The sequence below is a fragment of the Pacificibacter sp. AS14 genome, assembly GCF_038899935.1.
Classification (GTDB): domain Bacteria; phylum Pseudomonadota; class Alphaproteobacteria; order Rhodobacterales; family Rhodobacteraceae; genus Celeribacter.
The window spans coordinates 23,477-41,607 of the sequence record NZ_JBBMQI010000012.1 but is presented as its reverse complement, the minus strand read 5'-3'; the positions used below and the strand labels follow the sequence as shown (position 1 = coordinate 41,607).

The following is an 18,131-nucleotide window of genomic DNA, read 5'->3' as shown; positions in this document are numbered from 1 at the left end:
GGCACGACAACATGATCGATTGGATCATCTTCTTGCCAGCTTGTTTCGCACTCAATCTTGCGTTTGGTCCGAACAATCTTTTGGCATTGATGCATGGCGCGCGGGCGGGCGTGGTCTTTTCACAATGTGCCGCTTTGGGGCGACTGATGGTATTCGTGCCCATGATCACGGTCAGTGCACTGGGGTTGGGGGTTGTGCTAACAACATCTGCCGTGGTGTTCAGTTTCGTTAAGGTGATTGGCGCTGCCTATTTGATTTGGCTGGGTCTCTCACTCTGGCGCAGTTCGGCCTCGATTGAGTTGGGTGTTGCTGATGGTGCGAAGCTAAACCTACTACGCGCCTTTAAAACTGAGGCGGTTGTCGCCTTGAGCAACCCAAAGGCCATATTGATATTTGCCGCCTTTTTTCCGCAATTTGTGGCTCTTGACGCCTATTGGCAAAGCTATGCGATGCTTGGTGCTGCTTTCATTGGTATGGAAGCCATTGCGATTTGTGTCTATGCGCTGATCGGGCGTTTCGCGTCCAAATTTTCCGCAGGAAAATTACCACTGATGCAGCGCGCATCAGGTCTGACCATGGCGCTTTTTGGCCTTTTGCTGCTGGTCAGCCCGTCTCCCACGCGGTCAGGATGAACGTCGTAGATTTGGAGGTGGACCAATGAACAACACTATCAGCATTCGACCAGCCCAAGGTGCAGATGTAGAGGCTGTGCGCGCCTGCGCCCATGATGCTTATGAACAATATATAGCGGCCATAGGGCACAAGCCCGCGCCTATGACAGCGGATTATGCGGGGCTTATTGCCTCGGGTCATGTCCATGTCGCCACTGATGCGCAGTCAGACGTGCTTGGGGTTATCGTGTTCTACCCCGATGGATCAGACATGATGTTGGAAAATATCGCCGTGCACAGCGAGGCCACAGGGCGCGGCATAGGCAAGCGTTTGATCGGCTTTTGCGAAAGCTCTGCCAAACAGTCCGGCTTGAATGCAGTGCGCCTATATACCAATGAGAAAATGATCGAAAACCTGTCGATCTATCCACACCTAGGATACCGCGAAATCGAACGCCGCACAGAGCAGGGGTTCAATCGTGTCTTTTTTGTCAAAGACATTTGAAACCTGAGAAAACCGTGTTTCATTCGGATTTCATCTATTCAAACGCGACGTTTTCGCATGCCGTGAATATTCTTCTTTCTTAGTTCATTCGCCTTTGATAGCAGTGGCGTTCAACTGTCCAAACGTCAAAATGGGCACCCCAATATTCTAGTGTTCAAGGTGACTCTATGCGTCAGGTTCTCGCGTCTTCCTCAGCTTTATTGCTTGGTATGTTGCTTTTGATGATCGGTAACGGTCTTCAAGGGTCGGTTTTAGGGGTGCGTGGCGGCTTGGAAGGGTTTTCCACCTTCGCGCTCTCCGTCGTGATGTCTGGCTATTTCCTTGGGTTTTTGGGCGGATCGCAGATCACCCCGCATTTGATTCGCCGAGTGGGGCACGTGCGGGTCTTTGCCGCGCTTGGGTCGTTCATTTCCGCAGCCTTGATCATTTTCCCCACCCTGACAGACCCAACCGTTTGGACCATTTTACGCATCATCTTGGGTTTTTGTTTCTCAGGCGTCTATGTCACAGCCGAAAGCTGGCTGAACAATGCCACCACCAATGACATGCGCGGCAAAACGCTTTCCGCCTATATGATCGTACAAACGATTGGCATGGTGATCGCCCAAGGCATTTTGTCCATTGGCGACCCTTCTGGCTATATACTGTTCATTGTTCCGTCTGTGTTGGTTTCGATCTCTTTCGCCCCGATCTTGCTGTCGGTATCACCTACGCCACCCTTTGAGACCTCAAAGCCAATGACGCTGCGCCGCTTGTTTGCCGTGTCACCTTTGGGCTGTGTCGGTATGTTTTTGGTGGGGGGCGTCTTTGGGGCGCAGCTCGGTATGGGGGCAGTCTATGCCACTCAAGCTGGGTTTACCTTGCCTGAAGTTTCGACTTTTTTGGCCGCGATCTTCATTGGCGCCTTGGTGTTCCAGCTGCCTATTGGGTGGATTTCGGATCGCCTTGACCGCCGTTTGGTGATCTTGGGGGCCGCCGGTATTGGTGGCGTTGCCTGTCTTGCGGGCAGTGTCATGGGCACGCAGCTTTATATCGCAATTGGTGTAGCGCTTCTGGCGGGGGGCATGGCGTCACCGCTCTATTCACTCTTGATTGCGCACACCAGTGACTTTCTCGAACCTGATGATATGGCGGGTTCGTCTGGTGGGTTGATTTTCATTAATGGTGTTGGTGCCGTTGGCGGCCCGATGATTGCCGGTTGGCTTATGGGGCTTTTTGGCCCGTCTGGGTATTGGCTTTTGCAAGCGATCTTGATGCTGGCCATCGTGGGCTATGCGGCTTGGCGGATGACGCGCCGCGCTGCGACCCCCGTTGATGAGACCGCTGCCTATGTCGCTGTTATGCCGTCAACGACACCTGTGGCGTCTGAAGTGGCGCAAGAATGGGCGATAGAGCAAGCCGAAGATGACGCAGAAGAAGCCGAGATCCAAGCCGCGTTACTTGAGTAGCCTGCTTTGCGACTTTAATTTGTTGCGCAAACTGTCCCAATTGCGCAACATTCGAAAATATGACGCGATTTGCGAGATACTCCCCTTGTGTCACCCCTAAGGAATTGTAACGATTTTATGTAACAGGTACGCCATCACGGAGAGACGACATGGCCCATATCCCGTCGCTGCAATTGAACATCACGCCGAATGATGTCTTGTCCTTTTGGCTCGATGAGCTCACACCCCAAGATTGGTATGTGGCGAATGACGCGCTGGATGCTAAAATCCGCGACCGGTTTTTACCGGCTTGGGAAAAAGCACAGGAGGGGGCCTTTTCGTTGTGGCTGACTCACGCCTCCGGAGCATTGGCCTATATCATTCTGAACGATCAGATGCCGCGCAATATGTTTCGTGGTGAGGGCAAAAGCTTTGCTTCTGATCGGATAGCTTTGGCCGCAGCAAAGGCCGCTATTTCTAAGGGCTGGGATATGAAAATCGATGCACCTGCACGTCAGTTTTTCTATTTGCCCTTGATGCATTCTGAATGTTTGACAGACCAAGAACGTAATGTGTGTCTGTTCAAAGAACGTATGGAGGCCTCAGATGATAACCTGCGCCACGCCAAGGCGCATCGCAATGTTATTCGCGAGTTTGGTCGCTTTCCCTACCGCAATGAAGCACTTGTTCGGGCCACAAATACAGCCGAAGAGGCGTTTTTGGCCAAAGGTGGATATCGATTTGCGCTGGAATCCCTCTCGTCTGTTGCAGCTTAATCGCCTGTAAACAAAACCATTTCGCTCTATCTATGCGTTTTTCGCCTGAGCTATGCGTCAGGTGGGACGCGGCCTTTCGCAGCTATGGACACAAGGCCCGTTGATCGAGTTTTTAAAGTAGTTTAGTGTCAAACTAATTATGGTTTCGGGAGGATCCCCATGGCAGATAAATCTTTTGACCTAGTCGTAATCGGCGCAGGCCCAGGCGGCTATGTCGCCGCAATTCGAGCCGCTCAGCTTGGTCTTTCAGTCGCTTGTATTGAGCGTGAAAACCTTGGCGGCATCTGTTTGAACTGGGGCTGTATCCCGACGAAAGCATTGCTACGCTCCGCAGAAATTTTCCACCACATGGAACGTGCCAAAGACTTTGGTTTGTCAGCTGAAAAAATCGGCTTTGATTTGGACGCCATCGTTAAGCGCTCACGCGGTGTGGCCAAGCAAATGAATGCAGGCATCAAAGGCCTGTTCAAAAAGAATAAGATCACCTCGATCATGGGCGAGGCCAAGTTGGCCGGCTCAGGTAAGGTCATTGTGAAAACCGACGCGGGCACTGAAACCCTTGTGGGCAAAAACATCATCGTCGCAACAGGCGCACGTGCACGTGAACTGCCCGGTCTTGAAGCAGACGGCGATCTCGTTTGGGCTTACCGCCAAGCGCTTGTGCCGACGCGTATGCCAAAGAAATTGCTGGTGATCGGCTCTGGTGCCATCGGCATCGAATTTGCCAGCTTTTACAATACACTTGGCGCTGAAACGACTGTTGTCGAGGTCATGGATCGCGTGTTGCCGGTTGAAGACAAAGACATCTCGGCCTTCGCGAAAAAGCAATTCGTAAAACAAGGCATGAAAATTCTAGAGAAAACCACTGTTAAGAAACTGGACCGTTCCGCGGGTAAAGTTGTGGCACATCTTGAAGACGCCAAAGGCACCACAACGCAAGAATTTGACACTGTGATTTCTGCTGTTGGTATCGTCGGCAATGTTGAAGGCTTGGGTCTCGAAGATCTCGGCATCAAAGTCGATCGTACACATATCGTGACAGACGAATACTGCCGCACTGGCGTCGAAGGCGTTTTCGCCATCGGTGATGTCGCAGGCGCGCCTTGGTTGGCGCACAAAGCGTCTCATGAAGGCGTCATGGTGGCGGAACTTGTTGCAGGTCTCAAAGCCCACGCGATCAAGCCGAACACCATTGCGGGCTGCACTTATTGTCACCCACAGGTGGCGTCAGTTGGTCTGACCGAAGAGAAGGCGAAAGAGGCCGGCTATAAAGTCAAAGTCGGAAAATTCCCCTTCATTGGCAACGGTAAAGCTGTCGCCATGGGCGAGGCCGAAGGGCTGGTCAAAACCATATTCGACGAAGCAACAGGCGAGCTATTGGGCGCGCATATGGTTGGCGCAGAAGTTACCGAGATGATCCAAGGTTACGTCATCGGACGTCAGCTTGAGACCACCGAAGAAGACTTGATGCAAACCGTCTTTCCACACCCAACCATGTCGGAAATGATGCATGAATCTGTGCTGGATGCTTACGGGCGTGCGCTGCACATCTAAGGTTTTCACCTGATCACATTGATACAGCGCCGTCCCATTGGGGCGGCGCTTTGCGTTTTTTATGTAGCTGCTTGCGTGAATTCGTTAGGTGTTCTTAATTGTTCGATGTTCGTGCGGGGCTTGTGCGCATATGCGCGTACTCCTATGGTCGCCCTATGACTGATTGGGATTCCCTGCGTTATATCTTGGCTGTCGCTCGCGAGGGTGGCCTGTCAGGTGCTGCGCGCGTTTTGGGGGTCAACCACGCCACCGTATCGCGTCAATTGTCGCGGGTCGAAGAGGCTTCAGGCGTGCGGTTCTTCACCCGTTTGGCGTCTGGTTTGCAAGCGACAGAAGCGGGTAAAGTTGCCATCGCCCATGCTGAAGAGGTTGAAGCGCGCATGGTCGCGCTCGACATCGCTTTGGCGGCGCGCGACGAAACCGAAGAGGGCGAATTGCGCATCACCATTCCGCCGCTTGTTGCCGAAGACCATTTTGCGCAAGACCTGAAAGAATTCAAACGTTTGCATCCTGGTATTGATATCCAGATTCGTGGCTCTACCGATGTGTTGAATTTGCACAAACGCGAGGCGGATATCGCCATACGCGTCAGCAGTTCGCCTGAGGAAAGCCTGTGGGGGCGGATGATGGTACAACAGCGCGCAGGCTGGTTTGCCTCGCCCGATTTTATCGAAGAATACGCCGATGTCTTGGACGGTAAAGACATGGACACGCCGCTGCCCTATATCGGTTTTACCGCTTGGGATAACGTGTGTCCGCCGACGCTCTTCGCCAATATGCCCAGCTGTAGAATCGCACTGAAAACCGACGATATGATCTCGGCCATTTCGGCGGCACATTTGGGTATCGGCGTCGTACGCTGCACCCATTTGGTGGGCAGTGGTGATACGAAATTGGTGCGTGTGCCGCAATTCGCGCTGGATGATCATTTCCCGATTTGGATTTTGACCCATCCCGATCTGCGTCATGTCCCGCGTGTGACCGAATTTATGCGCTTTATCGCGGCGCGGTTTTCATCGCGCCGCGAGATCTATTTCGGTCCAGATGAACTCAGCGCGGGTGGGAAAATGGCCAGCGCAGAACAGGCGACTTTTGACGGTGATGTTACCGAACCCGCCGAATAAGGACCCTATATCAAAAGTCTAGGCCCGATGTATGTCGCCGCCGTCTAATGTCCAATCGGTCAGGCTGCCTAGGTTTTGCACATCGCGATGCCCCATTTGGGTCAACATCCGTGCTGCCCCAGCCGATCGAGCCCCAGAAGCACAATAGAGCACGATTTTTTTACCCAATTTCAGGTCCGAGTCGCACTCAGGCGAGGACGGGTTGGCGCGCATGGCCAACGCAGCCAGCGGAATATTCACCGCGCCTTTGGCAATGCCAGATTGAGCAACTTCGCTTGGGTCACGCACGTCGATTAAGATCGTTGTTCCGGAACTGATGCCGACCCGAATATCATCGACGCTGATTTTTGGTCCACTTTTGGGGCCGCTTTTGAAAAGTCCAAACATGTGTTGCCTTCTTGTTTCATGTCTTGTGTTGCGCATCATTTAGGCCAGATCAAGCTTGCTGTCAGTTATAAATTCGCCAACTTTTTGCTTATCGGGTATGGCCTGTGCGCAACTTACCCCTAAATGCTGCGATTGCTCCCTATATATTGCATTTGTTCGCCTAATGTTCTCTTTTTTGTATTGGAACATGCGGCTTTGCCCGCTAGATATGTTAAAAGCGTTGAGCTTTGGGTGAATTTATACGGGTGGCAGGCACATGGCAGAGCTGAAATCGATCGAAGTCAGAGGTGCGCGCGAGCACAATCTCAAGAACATCGATGTGGATATTCCGCGCGACCAGCTTGTGGTGATCACAGGGCTGTCGGGCTCAGGCAAGTCCTCATTGGCGTTTGATACGATCTATGCCGAAGGACAGCGTCGCTATGTGGAATCTTTGAGCGCCTATGCCCGCCAATTCCTTGATATGATGGGAAAACCTGACGTTGATCACATCGCAGGTCTATCCCCTGCGATTTCGATTGAGCAAAAAACCACTTCGAAAAATCCACGGTCTACTGTGGGCACCGTGACCGAGATTTACGACTATCTGCGTCTGTTGTTTGCCCGCGCGGGCACGCCCTATAGCCCCGCGACAGGCGACCCGATCGAGGCCCAACAGGTCCAAGATATGGTCGATATCGTTATGACGCAGCCAGAGGGCACGCGAGGCTTCTTGCTGGCCCCCATCGTGCGCGACCGCAAAGGCGAATACCGCAAAGAATTCCTTGATCTGCGCAAACAGGGCTTTCAGCGCGTCAAAGTCGATGGCGAATTTTACGAACTTGATGAGCCGCCCATTTTGGACAAGAAATTCCGCCACGACATCGACGTTGTGGTCGACCGCATCGTGGTGCGTGAAGGTTTGGAAACCCGTTTGGCGGATTCCCTGCGCACAGCGCTTGATCTGGCTGATGGTATCGCAATTTTAGAAACAGCCCCGCGTGAGGGCGAAGGCGAGATCGAGCGCCTGACGTTTTCCGAAAACTTTGCCTGCCCTGTGTCGGGCTTTACCATCCCAGAAATTGAGCCGCGCTTGTTTTCCTTCAACGCGCCTTTCGGAGCTTGTCCGCATTGTGACGGGCTTGGGGTCGAGCTGTTTTTCGACGAACGCCTTGTGGTGCCTGACGCCAGCTTGAAAGTCGCAGACGGGGCTATCGCGCCGTGGCGTAAAGGCAAAACGCCGTATTTCTTGCAAACCATCGAAGCAATCGCAAAGCATTACGAATTCAAGGCCTCATCCCCTTGGAAAGACATTCCCGATCATGTCAAAGAGGTGTTTTTGCGCGGCTCTGGTGAAGAAGAAATCAAGTTTCGCTATGACGAAGGCGGCCGCGTCTACGAGGTAACGCGGGCTTTTGAGGGCGTGATTCCCAATATGGAGCGTCGCTACCGCGAGACGGATTCCAACTGGATCCGCGAAGAATTTGAACGTTACCAAAACAACCGCCATTGCGGCACTTGTAATGGCTTCCGTCTGCGCCCCGAAGCGTTGGCGGTCAAAATCGGCCCCGAAGACCAGCGCTTGCACGCGGGCGAAGTGGTGCAGATGTCGATCAAAGAAGCTTATGATTGGATCGATGGCATCGACAAATCCTTGAGCAAGCAAAAGCAAGAGATTGCGAAAGCCATCATCAAAGAGATCCGCGAACGCCTTGGGTTTTTGAACAATGTTGGCCTTGAATATCTGTCTTTGTCGCGCAACTCTGGCACCCTGTCTGGTGGCGAAAGTCAGCGTATTCGCTTGGCTTCGCAAATCGGGTCAGGCTTGCAAGGCGTGCTTTATGTTCTGGACGAGCCTTCAATCGGCCTGCACCAGCGCGACAATGATCGCCTGATCGACACGCTGAAAAACTTGCGTAATCAAGGTAATACAGTGATCGTGGTGGAACATGACGAAGACATGATCCGCGAGGCTGATTACGTTTTCGACATCGGTCCGGGGGCAGGGGTGCACGGTGGGCAAGTGGTTGCCAAGGGCACGCCTTTGGAAATTGAACAGACCGAAGGGTCTATCACTGGTGATTACCTGACAGGCAAACGCGAGGTGCCCATCCCCGAAGTGCGCCGCAAGGGCAATAAGAAAAAGATCAAAGTGGTCAAGGCCACGGGCAACAATCTAAAAAACGTCACAGCGGAATTTCCGCTAGGGATGTTCGTTGTGGTCTCTGGTGTTTCGGGCGGCGGCAAGTCGACCTTGACCTTGGAAACACTGTTCAAAACAGCATCAATGCGTCTGAACGGGGCGCGCCAAACCCCTGCACCATGCGAAACCATCAAGGGATTGGAGCACCTCGATAAAGTTATCGATATCGACCAACGCCCCATCGGACGCACCCCGCGATCGAACCCCGCGACTTATACGGGCGCCTTCACGCCAATTCGCGATTGGTTCGCCGGTCTGCCCGAATCCAAAGCCCGCGGGTACAAGCCCGGACGCTTTTCTTTCAACGTCAAAGGCGGGCGCTGTGAGGCCTGCACCGGCGACGGTGTGATCAAGATTGAGATGCACTTTTTGCCAGATGTCTACGTGGAATGTGAGACCTGCAAAGGCAAGCGCTACAACCGCGAAACTTTGGAAGTTCACTTTAAAGGCAAAAGCATAGCTGACGTTCTTGATATGACAGTCGAGGACGCGCAGGAGTTTTTCAAAGCCGTGCCAGCCATCCGCGACAAAATGGATGCGCTGATGCGTGTGGGGCTTGGCTATATCAAAGTTGGGCAGCAAGCGACGACCCTGTCGGGCGGCGAAGCGCAGCGGGTGAAACTGTCCAAAGAGCTGGCGAAACGTTCAACTGGACGCACGCTTTATATCCTTGATGAGCCCACAACGGGCCTGCATTTCGAAGATGTGAAAAAGCTGTTGGAAGTGCTGCACGAACTGGTGGATCAGGGCAATTCGATGATCGTGATTGAGCACAACTTGGATGTGATCAAAACCGCAGACCACATCATCGATATCGGGCCTGAGGGCGGCGATGGCGGCGGCATGATTGTGGCCACAGGCACGCCCGAACAGGTGGCCCAAGTTGACGCCTCGCACACTGGGCGCTACTTGAAACCGATGTTGGAAAAGATCAAAGCACGCAAGGCGGCTGAGTGATGTCACAGCTTCCAAAACTTGGCGCTCTGGCGGTTGTTTTGCGCGATGGGGCCGCATTACTGGTGCAACGCAAGAACCCGCCAGACGCGGGCACTTGGGGCTTTGCTGGCGGACATGTGGAGTTTGGCGAGACCTTTGCCGAGGCTGCTGTTCGTGAACTGTCCGAGGAAACGGGCGTGATCGCCACGCCTGTGCAACTGATTGAGACCGCTGAATTTATTCACCGTGATGCAAGTGGCACTGTGACCCACCACTTCGTGCTTGGGGCAGTGCTGTGCGACTATGTTTCGGGCGAACCTGTGGCCGATGACGATGCACTTGATGCCGCTTGGGTGCCGCTCGAGGACATCTACGCCAAACGCTTGCCTATGTCGGATAAAGTCGATGACGTGGTGTGCATGGCGGCTGTGTTTCAAGCTTAGTAACAAGCACAGTAAACTGATGGTTTGGTCTTAAAAAGAAACGGCGCCCTTTGTAAAAAAGGACGCCGTTTTCGTTTGCGTTAAGGCGAGATTAGCTCAGTTTGCCATCAACGCCCAAGGTCAGCTTGCCGCCCAGATAAGGCGCCAAAACGGCGGGCAGGGTGACAGAACCATCGGCCTGTTGACCGTTTTCCAGCACAGCAATCAACGTACGACCGACCGCCAAGCCAGAGCCGTTGAGCGTGTGCACAAACTCAGGTTTGCCACCATCCGCAGGCTTGAAGCGTGCATTCATGCGACGGGCTTGGAAATCGCCAGTGGTCGAGACCGATGAGATTTCGCGGTACGCGTTTTGACCGGGCAACCACGCTTCAATATCGAATGTGCGCTTAGCGCCAAAGCCGATGTCGCCGGTGCACAGATCGACGGTGCGATACGCCACGCCGAGTTTTTCCAAAATGCCTTCAGCGCAGCCAAGCATCCGTGCTTGTTCTGCGTCTGACGCGTCTGGGTGCGTGATGGACACCATTTCGACTTTCTCGAACTGGTGCTGGCGCAACATGCCCGATGTGTCGCGGCCCGCTGATCCTGCCTCAGACCGGAAACACAAAGAATGCGCTGTCATGCGGATCGGCAGGGCGCTGGCGTCCAAAACGTCACCCGCGACGGAATATGTCAGCGGCACTTCGGATGTTGGGATCAACCACCAGCCGTTTGTGGTTTGATAGCTGTCTTCACCGAATTTTGGCAACTTATCCGTGCCATACATGGCCTCGTCGCGCACCAAAACGGGTGTGTTCACTTCCGTCAGGCCGTTTTCGTCCACATGGGTGTCGATCATGAACTGCGCCAAAGCGCGGTGAATGCGTGCGACGCCGCCTTTGAGCACCACAAAACGTGTGCCCGACAATTTCGCGCCTGTCTCGAAATCCATCGATGCTTTGACCGCTTCGATCTCGAAATGCTCTTTCGCGTCAAAATCGAAAGACGGCACATCACCCCATGTTTTGACTTCGACGTTTTCGTCTTCATCTTTGCCGTCTGGCGCATTGTCCGCTGGCACATTGGGGATGCGGGCCAAGACATCTGTCAGCTCTGCGTCTTTGGCTTTGGCCTCGTCATTGAGCCGCGCGATATTGGCTTTGCTCTCGGACACAAGCGCGCGCAGGCGTTGGAATTCGTCTTCGTCACCACGGGCTTTGGCAGCGCCGACCTCTTTGGACGCTTTGTTCTGTGTCGCCTTGGCCTCTTCGGCCTCTGCAATCAGCGCACGGCGCGCGGAATCGATGTCCAAGATTTGCGATGACAGCCCAGACAGCCCACGGCGCGCCATGGCGGCGTCAAAAGCATCAGGGGTGTCGCGAATGGCTTTGATGTCATGCATCGGAGAAGTCCTTGGATTGGAGCGGGTTGAAAATCTGTTGTGCTGCTTATGCAATAGGGCAGGGATGGGATCAAGCATCTGGATTTAGGTTAGGAGAAACATTTTCAACCCACTGCTGCCATTTTTTCCGACTGTCTAGCTCGCCGATATTGCCTTTTCTTTTTTCGAATTTTGCTTCTTGAGTTTGTGTCATGTTGACGTTGCTCTCGACCCAAAGATCTTTACTAGGGCCCTCCTCAATGCCTTTAAATTCAGAGAGTTTTGTGTCATAAAAACGAGAGCGCTCGAAATTTGCACCATTATTGCAATAGACATGCAGAGGTTTTGCAAATGCGAAGTCGGTTCCCACAAGAGATGCGCCATTAAAATTCGTGTGATCTAATTTTGCGGCGCGGAATAGGCACTTATTCAAAGTGGATCCGCCAAAAAAAACGCTGTCGAGATTACATCCAGAAAAATCGGTCTTTGTCGCATTGATACTGTCGCAGCGCGCGCCCTGTAATGTTGCACCTGACAGGGCATGTTCTGCATAAATTCCAAAGTGAGCATTTTCAAACGACCCGTAGAGGTTTGCGCCATCCAGCTTAGAGTCTGAGAACAGGGCGTCATCAAAGTTGCCGCGCAGGACAGCTCCTTGAAGGTTCGTTTTCTTTAGATTAATTTTGTAATCTGCCGAATGCTCGTGCGCTCTTTGGCTTTGTGTTCGTCGACCAAGAACTGCTAGCGCCGTCTGTATGTCTTCTCTCGCTTGGAGTCGCTCTTGTGCCCATTTTAGTAGGTTTTCGTGTGTTAGTTCGGTTGGGGTCCACTCATAAAAATTTACATGGTTGTATCGTTTGTCTTGAAATATCTGCTCGCTATTTAAACCTTGTTCATATTCATTGCCTGCACTGAGAGTGTCGGAGACTTCATGTGGGCTAAGCAGTGCGTCTTCAGCTTGTGCATTTGACCTAATATATGCACAGATTATTTCCATGATCTGCACGTGATCGCGTAAGCTATCTTGCGCAATGCGTTCGAGCGAAAATATTGCCCCAATCCTGACTTCAAGGTTTGGAACCGTAACTTCTTCATAAATAGGTTTGTTGATATTCGGCTGAAGCCTGCCGTCAATACCCTTTATATCTTCGTATTGAAGTTGCCCTTTGAAATGTTGGCGGTGACGTTTGACGTTCTTTTCTGCCCCTAGCCCTTCGACCGCCTTATTAATTCGGTCGGTGATCAGCCCTTGTTCCGCTGTGTTTGTTTGGCGTTCCGTTGTCCAAACGCGGATTAAAGTGAGGGGGGTTCCCAGAATTCCGGCGAGAGCGGTTAAAAGGCCAACAAAGGCTAGGACGTACCATCTTAAATTATCAGCGCCATCCTCGATGATGCCTTTTGGCGTCGTGATTGGTTGTAAGGTGTCGCCTGATACAATACGCCAACCAACTTGGGTAAGCATTGTCAGCACAGATAGCAGCAATGCTATCAGTATCGGAGCGAAGCCAACTGCAAACCAACCAAGAGCATTCAACCACCATGTATCAGAAAAGCGCCAAAGTTTCAGTTTTCTAAGTTTGAGGCTTTTAGGACTTTTCAAAACAAGTACGCATGCAAGTGCGAACCAAGCGAAAAATACAGTCAAAGGATGGAAAATCACCCCATCCACCTGCGACATAAGCTCTTGAAAACCGGTTTTCTCTGACATTTCTAATCCGCTCTTATTCTTATCCGTAAAATCGCCCCTATATCAGCAAGGAACTGTGTGATTGTCACGGGCGAAATTGTCTGATGTTGGCGGGTCGTAAAACTGGTCGTAAATAGGGCGCAAAAACCCGACATGGCCTGCTTGCAAAGGGCAAAAGCCGCCTATAGGGTGCGCGCGACAAGGGGGCGGGGGACCGCCTTTTGGAATGATATTTGGTGCAAGATATGCGCCGCTTTTGACAAAGGACGAAAACATGTTCGTAACTCCAGCATATGCTCAAGCCGTAGGCGGCGCAGCAGGCAACCCAATCATGCAATTCGTGCCGCTGATTGCGATTTTCGCGATCATGTACTTCCTCATGATCCGCCCACAGCAGAAAAAAGCCAAAGAGCACAAAGCCATGATCGAAGCGGTGCGTCGCGGCGATATGGTTGTAACAGCGGGCGGCCTTTTGGGCAAGGTGACCAAGGTCAAAGAAGACGGCGAATTGGAAGTCGAAATTTCGGAAGGCGTCAAGGTACGCGTTCTCAAAGGCACATTGGCCAATGTGATTTCCAAAACAGAGCCAGCGTCCTAAGCGTTTGATATGACTAACAAAGGCCTGCGAAACTGCAGGCCTTTGATCGTTTAAAGAGACTGTTTTAAGACCTGGTTTTAAGACCTCGAAAATAACCCGCGCATAGGTGATACTCCACACCCGCGCCCCCGCATATAGGCTGTGACATGCTCAACTTCTCTCTTTGGAAACGGATCGTAATTTGGGGCTTTGTCGCCCTCGGTCTTTATGCGGCCTTGCCCAACGGGTTTTACAACCGCGTTGATGCGCACAATCAGGCGATTGCCACGATTGAAACCTCTGGAGAGACCGAAGCCTTGGCAGCCGAACGCGACGCTTGGCCATCATGGCTGGCGTCTAATGTGGTCAATCTGGGGCTTGATCTGCGCGGCGGGGCGCATTTGCTGGGCGAAGTGGACGTGAACGAGGTCTACGCGACACGCATGGACGGCTATTGGCCAGAGGTGCGCGATGCCTTGCGCGACGAACGCGCCACAGTCGGCACGATCCGCCGCCTAGACGCGCCAGACGGCCTTTTGCGGGTGCGTATTTCCAACGCCGATCAAATGGAAACAGCACTGAAAACAGTCCGCGCTTTGGCCACACCTGTGGTGTCTTTGACCGCAGCGGGTCAGAACGACATCGTGGTGAGCGCCAACAATGATGTGATCTCGATTGAGCTGTCAGAGGCCGAACGCGCCGCAACAGACGATCGCACCATGCAGCAATCGCTTGAAATCATCCGCCGCCGCGTCGACGAAGTTGGCACACGCGAACCAACGATCCAGCGCCAAGGCGAAGATCGCATTCTTATTCAGGTGCCTGGGATCGGATCAGCTGCAGAGCTGAAGTCCTTGATCGGCACCACTGCTAAACTGACGTTCCACCCTGTTGTGGGCCAGACATCGAACCCTGACCAAGCCCCCGGCGCGCGCAATTTTCTTGCCCCTGATATTTCAGGCAATGGCGTCTACTATGTATTGGAAGACACCGCTGTTGTGTCCGGCGATGAGCTGACCGACAGCCAGCCTGCGTTTGACCAAAACGGCGCACCGGCTGTGACCTTCCGGTTCAACCCGTCGGGCGCTCGCAAATTTGGCGAGTACACGGCGGCCAATGTGGGCGCGCCTTTCGCGATTGTTTTGGACAATGAAGTGATTTCGGCCCCTGTGATCAACGAGGCCATTCGTGGTGGTTCTGGTCAGATTTCGGGAAGTTTTTCGATTGAGGAAAGCACCGAATTGGCTGTTTTGCTGCGCGCGGGTGCTTTGCCTGCCAAGATCAATTTCTTGGAAGAACGCACCATCGGACCAGAGCTGGGCGCGGATTCCATCGCGGCTGGCAAGGTCGCGACCATGGTCGCCTTCGCCGCCGTGTTGGTGTTCATGGGGCTGGCCTACGGGCTGTTCGGTATGTTCGCCAATATCGCTTTGATCATCAACGTTGCGATTCTGTTCGGGTTCTTGTCGGCCATCGGCGCGACGCTGACCTTGCCCGGTATCGCGGGGATCGTCTTGACCGTGGGTATGGCTGTGGATGCCAACGTGCTTGTGTTCGAGCGTATTCGTGAAGAATTGAAAACCTCGAAAGGGCCGGGCCGTGCGATTGAGCTTGGCTATGAGAAAGCCCTGTCGGCGATTGTCGATGCCAATATCACCACCTTTATCACCGCTGCGATCCTGTTTGTCATGGGCTCTGGTCCGGTGAAAGGCTTTGCTGTGACGCTGGCTTTGGGCATTTTGACCTCTGTGTTCACCGCGATCTATGTGACCCGCGCGATGGTGTCGATTTGGTACCACCGCAAGAACCGCAAAGGCTGGACGCTTAAAGGTGTCAAACTTGTGCGTGACAACACCACTGTCGATTTCTTCAAAACCAACAAGTTCACCTTTGGCCTGTCTGGTGCGATGGTCATTGCAGCTGTGGTGGCCTTCTTTATCTTTGGGCTGAACTTTGGCATCGATTTCCGCGGTGGCACAACCATTCGCACGCAGTCTGAAAGCGTTGTCAGTGTCTCAGATTACCGTGCCGCGATGGAGCCATTGGGGCTGGGCGATGTGACCATCACCGAAGTCTTTGATCCGACATTTGATGAAAACCAGCATGTCGCCATGGTGCGTATCGAGGCGCAAGACGAGGTCGAAGCTGTCACGCCTGAAATCATCGCCATTGTCGAAGCGGCGCTGCAAACCGTTGATCCAACGATCACTTTCCCATCTGTTGAATCGGTTGGTCCCAAAGTATCGGGTGAGTTGATCACGACAGCTGTCTTGGCGGTTGTCGCAGCGATTGGCGCAGTGCTGTTCTACATCTGGTTGCGCTTTGAATGGCAGTTCGCTTTGGGCGCAGTTGTGGCTTTGGTGCATGATGTCGCCATCACCATCGGGATTTTCGCGATCTTCAAAATCCAGTTTGACCTGACGATCATCGCAGCGCTTTTGACCATCGTGGGGTATTCGCTCAATGACACCGTGGTGGTGTTTGATCGCGTGCGTGAAAACCTGCGCAAGTATAAAAAACTGCCACTGTCCGGCGTATTGAACCTATCGATCAACGAAACCTTGGCGCGTACCATCATGACGTCTGGCACGACCTTGATCGCTTTGATCGCACTATTGGTTCTGGGCGGTGATGTGATCCGTGGCTTCGTGTTTGCGATGACCTTGGGTGTCGTCGTCGGCACATGGTCTTCGGTCTTTGTGGCGTCCAACATTTTGCTTTGGCTGGGTGTGAAACGCGACTGGGAAAAGAAAGATCCGACACCGGGTATTCAAGCAGACGGCAGCGCGGTTTAATCCCGCTCTGCCCACCACGACAATCAATCCGAACGCCAAGCAACGGAGTGCATGATGCATATTAATGAGATGGCCTTTGACGGCGCCGTGCCGATTGACAGCTATGGCCCCGGTTTTTTTCGGGTGCAGGGCGAAGTGCACACAGGCGCGATGTTGATGATGGCAGCGGATGTGTCGGCTTGGGGCGGCTTTGATGATGACGCGCCACTTTTGGCCCTCAAAGGTCAGGTTGATTTTATCGTCTTTGGCACAGGTGAGCAGCTGGCCTATCTGCCAGCAGACTTGCGCCGCGCACTGGACGCAGCGGGCATCGGGGCCGAAGTTATGGCCACGCCAACAGCCTGTCGCAGCTACAATATTTTGGCCTCAGAAGGCCGCCGCGTGGCTGTGGCACTCTTACCTGTTTGATGCGCCCACAAATGCCTGTAGGCTGACTTTATGAGCATCCTATCTGTCACAGACCTTAGCATCGCGCGCGGTGGCATTCCTGTTTTGGAAGGCCTCAATTTCTCTGTCGCAGCGGGCGAAATTTTGGTGCTGCGCGGCCCCAATGGGGCGGGCAAAACCACGTTGCTGCGCACGCTGGCGGGGTTGCAGCCGCCGATGTCGGGCACTGTCACCTGCGCTGATGATGCCGTGGCTTATGCCGCCCATGCGGACGGGTTGAAATCGACGCTAACGGCTGCTGAAAATCTGAAATTTTGGTCTGGTGTTTATGGTGGTGGCGATATTGCCCCTGCGCTTAAAGCCTTTGATCTGGCCTCTCTGGCGGATCGGCTTGCGGGCAATCTGTCAGCAGGACAAAAGCGTCGCTTGGGTCTGGCGCGCTTGCTGGTCACGGGCCGCCCCGTTTGGGTGCTTGATGAACCTACCGTGTCGCTCGATGCGGCCTCGGTCGCTTTGTTTGCTGCTGCTGTGGCCAATCATATCGCTCAAGGGGGTGCTTTGATCGTGGCCACGCATATCGACCTTGGATTCGACGCTCAGGTCTTGGATGTCACGCCGTTTCGCGCCGATTCCAAAGCCATGTCTGGCGCTTTTGACGAGGCCTTTTTATGATCCGGCTGTTGATGCGCGACCTTATTTTGGCTTTGCGCGCGGGCGGCGGATTTGGCCTTGGTCTTGGGTTCTTTTTGATCCTCGTGACGCTTGTGCCCTTTGGGGTTGGCCCCAATTCCGAACGCCTTGGGGCCATTGCGCCTGGCGTGCTTTGGGTCGGGGCATTGCTGTCGTGCTTGCTGTCGCTGGATCGCATTTTCGCCCTCGATTTTGAAGACGGCTCGCTTGATTTGCTGGCCACAGCCCCTGTGCCGCTCGAAGGCTTGGTCGCGATGAAAGCGCTGGCGCATTGGATCACCACAGGCCTGCCACTGGTGATAGCCGCGCCGATGTTGGGCGTTTTGCTACATCTTGATACAGAGGCCTATGTTTGGCTGATCGTCACCCTGTTGATCGGCACGCCGGCTTTGTCGTTCATTGGCGCCTTTGGCGCGGCGATCACTGTGGGGCTTAAACGCGGTGGGTTGTTGATGAGCTTGCTCGTGCTGCCGCTTTACATTCCAACGTTAATTTTCGGGGCAGAAGTGGTGAGACGTGGCGCGCAAGGCTTTGAAGTCATGACACCTTTGTTGATGCAAGGCGGTATCACAGCGGGGGCGATTGCCTTGCTGCCCTTTGCCGCAGCCGCAGCCATTCGCATATCATTGCGTTAAAGCATTTTGCCTTATACCTCAGCAGGGACTTGGCATACCGCTATAACGCGAT

General features: G+C 53.4%; 16 protein-coding genes. 13 read left to right on the top strand and 3 right to left on the bottom strand.

Features of this window, described 5'->3' with window-relative positions:
- The first annotated feature begins 11 nt into the window (after positions 1-11).
- From WNY38_RS12190 to WNY38_RS12165, 6 genes are all read left to right on the top strand, one after another.
- A complete protein-coding gene (locus WNY38_RS12190; protein WP_342857614.1) occupies positions 12-632 on the top strand; it encodes a LysE family translocator in 621 nt (206 codons plus the stop codon).
- A gap of 25 nt (positions 633-657) precedes the next feature.
- The gene (locus WNY38_RS12185) at positions 658-1,116 is read left to right on the top strand and encodes a GNAT family N-acetyltransferase (RefSeq protein ID WP_342857613.1); all 459 of its coding nucleotides are present in this window, start codon (positions 658-660) and stop codon (positions 1,114-1,116) included.
- A 167-nt stretch (positions 1,117-1,283) separates the two neighbouring features.
- Positions 1,284-2,564 carry an MFS transporter gene (locus WNY38_RS12180; RefSeq protein WP_342857612.1) on the top strand — a complete coding sequence of 427 codons (1,281 nt, stop codon included), beginning with the start codon at positions 1,284-1,286 and terminating at the stop codon, positions 2,562-2,564.
- Between the two features lie 149 nt (positions 2,565-2,713).
- Positions 2,714-3,319, top strand: coding sequence for a DUF924 family protein (locus tag WNY38_RS12175; RefSeq protein ID WP_342857611.1), 606 nt, complete (start codon positions 2,714-2,716; stop codon positions 3,317-3,319).
- Positions 3,320-3,478: 159 nt separating this feature from the next.
- Positions 3,479-4,873, top strand: a complete 1,395-nt coding sequence (lpdA, locus tag WNY38_RS12170) for a dihydrolipoyl dehydrogenase (RefSeq protein ID WP_342857610.1) — start codon at positions 3,479-3,481, stop codon at positions 4,871-4,873.
- A gap of 155 nt (positions 4,874-5,028) precedes the next feature.
- Complete coding sequence (locus tag WNY38_RS12165; RefSeq protein WP_342857609.1) at positions 5,029-5,997, top strand: LysR family transcriptional regulator; 969 nt, start codon at positions 5,029-5,031, stop codon at positions 5,995-5,997.
- Between the two features lie 18 nt (positions 5,998-6,015).
- Here WNY38_RS12165 and WNY38_RS12160 read toward each other — a convergent pair whose 3' ends face one another.
- Positions 6,016-6,384: a rhodanese-like domain-containing protein gene (locus WNY38_RS12160; protein ID WP_342857608.1), complete on the bottom strand. Its 369-nt coding sequence runs from the start codon at positions 6,382-6,384 to the stop codon at positions 6,016-6,018.
- 256 nt (positions 6,385-6,640) lie between these two features.
- Here WNY38_RS12160 and uvrA point away from each other — a divergent pair, with 256 nt between their 5' ends.
- Positions 6,641-9,523 (top strand): excinuclease ABC subunit UvrA, encoded by a 2,883-nt coding sequence (uvrA, locus tag WNY38_RS12155; protein ID WP_342857607.1) that lies wholly within the window; start codon positions 6,641-6,643, stop codon positions 9,521-9,523.
- Positions 9,523-9,945, top strand: a complete 423-nt coding sequence (locus tag WNY38_RS12150; RefSeq protein ID WP_342857606.1) for an NUDIX hydrolase — start codon at positions 9,523-9,525, stop codon at positions 9,943-9,945. The genes uvrA and WNY38_RS12150 overlap by 1 nt, the downstream gene beginning before the upstream one ends.
- Positions 9,946-10,036: 91 nt before the next feature.
- Here the strand turns inward: WNY38_RS12150 and serS are convergent, their stop codons facing one another.
- Together serS and WNY38_RS12140 are read right to left on the bottom strand one after the other, a co-directional pair.
- A complete protein-coding gene (gene serS, locus WNY38_RS12145; protein WP_342857605.1) occupies positions 10,037-11,329 on the bottom strand; it encodes a serine--tRNA ligase in 1,293 nt (430 codons plus the stop codon).
- A gap of 70 nt (positions 11,330-11,399) precedes the next feature.
- Complete coding sequence (locus tag WNY38_RS12140) at positions 11,400-13,016, bottom strand: pentapeptide repeat-containing protein (RefSeq protein WP_342857604.1); 1,617 nt, start codon at positions 13,014-13,016, stop codon at positions 11,400-11,402.
- A gap of 253 nt (positions 13,017-13,269) precedes the next feature.
- Between WNY38_RS12140 and yajC the strand changes: the two genes are divergently transcribed.
- The 5 genes from yajC to ccmB all read left to right on the top strand — a co-directional run bounded on the left by yajC (position 13,270) and on the right by ccmB (position 18,079).
- Positions 13,270-13,593, top strand: a complete 324-nt coding sequence (yajC, locus tag WNY38_RS12135) for a preprotein translocase subunit YajC (RefSeq protein ID WP_342857603.1) — start codon at positions 13,270-13,272, stop codon at positions 13,591-13,593.
- 146 nt (positions 13,594-13,739) lie between these two features.
- Positions 13,740-16,367: a protein translocase subunit SecD gene (gene secD, locus WNY38_RS12130; RefSeq protein WP_342857602.1), complete on the top strand. Its 2,628-nt coding sequence runs from the start codon at positions 13,740-13,742 to the stop codon at positions 16,365-16,367.
- A gap of 54 nt (positions 16,368-16,421) precedes the next feature.
- The gene (locus WNY38_RS12125; protein ID WP_342857662.1) at positions 16,422-16,775 is read left to right on the top strand and encodes an Mth938-like domain-containing protein; all 354 of its coding nucleotides are present in this window, start codon (positions 16,422-16,424) and stop codon (positions 16,773-16,775) included.
- A 30-nt stretch (positions 16,776-16,805) separates the two neighbouring features.
- Positions 16,806-17,426 carry a heme ABC exporter ATP-binding protein CcmA gene (gene ccmA / locus WNY38_RS12120; RefSeq protein WP_342857601.1) on the top strand — a complete coding sequence of 207 codons (621 nt, stop codon included), beginning with the start codon at positions 16,806-16,808 and terminating at the stop codon, positions 17,424-17,426.
- Positions 17,423-18,079, top strand: coding sequence for a heme exporter protein CcmB (gene ccmB, locus WNY38_RS12115; RefSeq protein WP_342857600.1), 657 nt, complete (start codon positions 17,423-17,425; stop codon positions 18,077-18,079). Before ccmA ends, ccmB begins: the two co-directional genes overlap by 4 nt.
- Positions 18,080-18,131 lie beyond the last annotated feature (52 nt).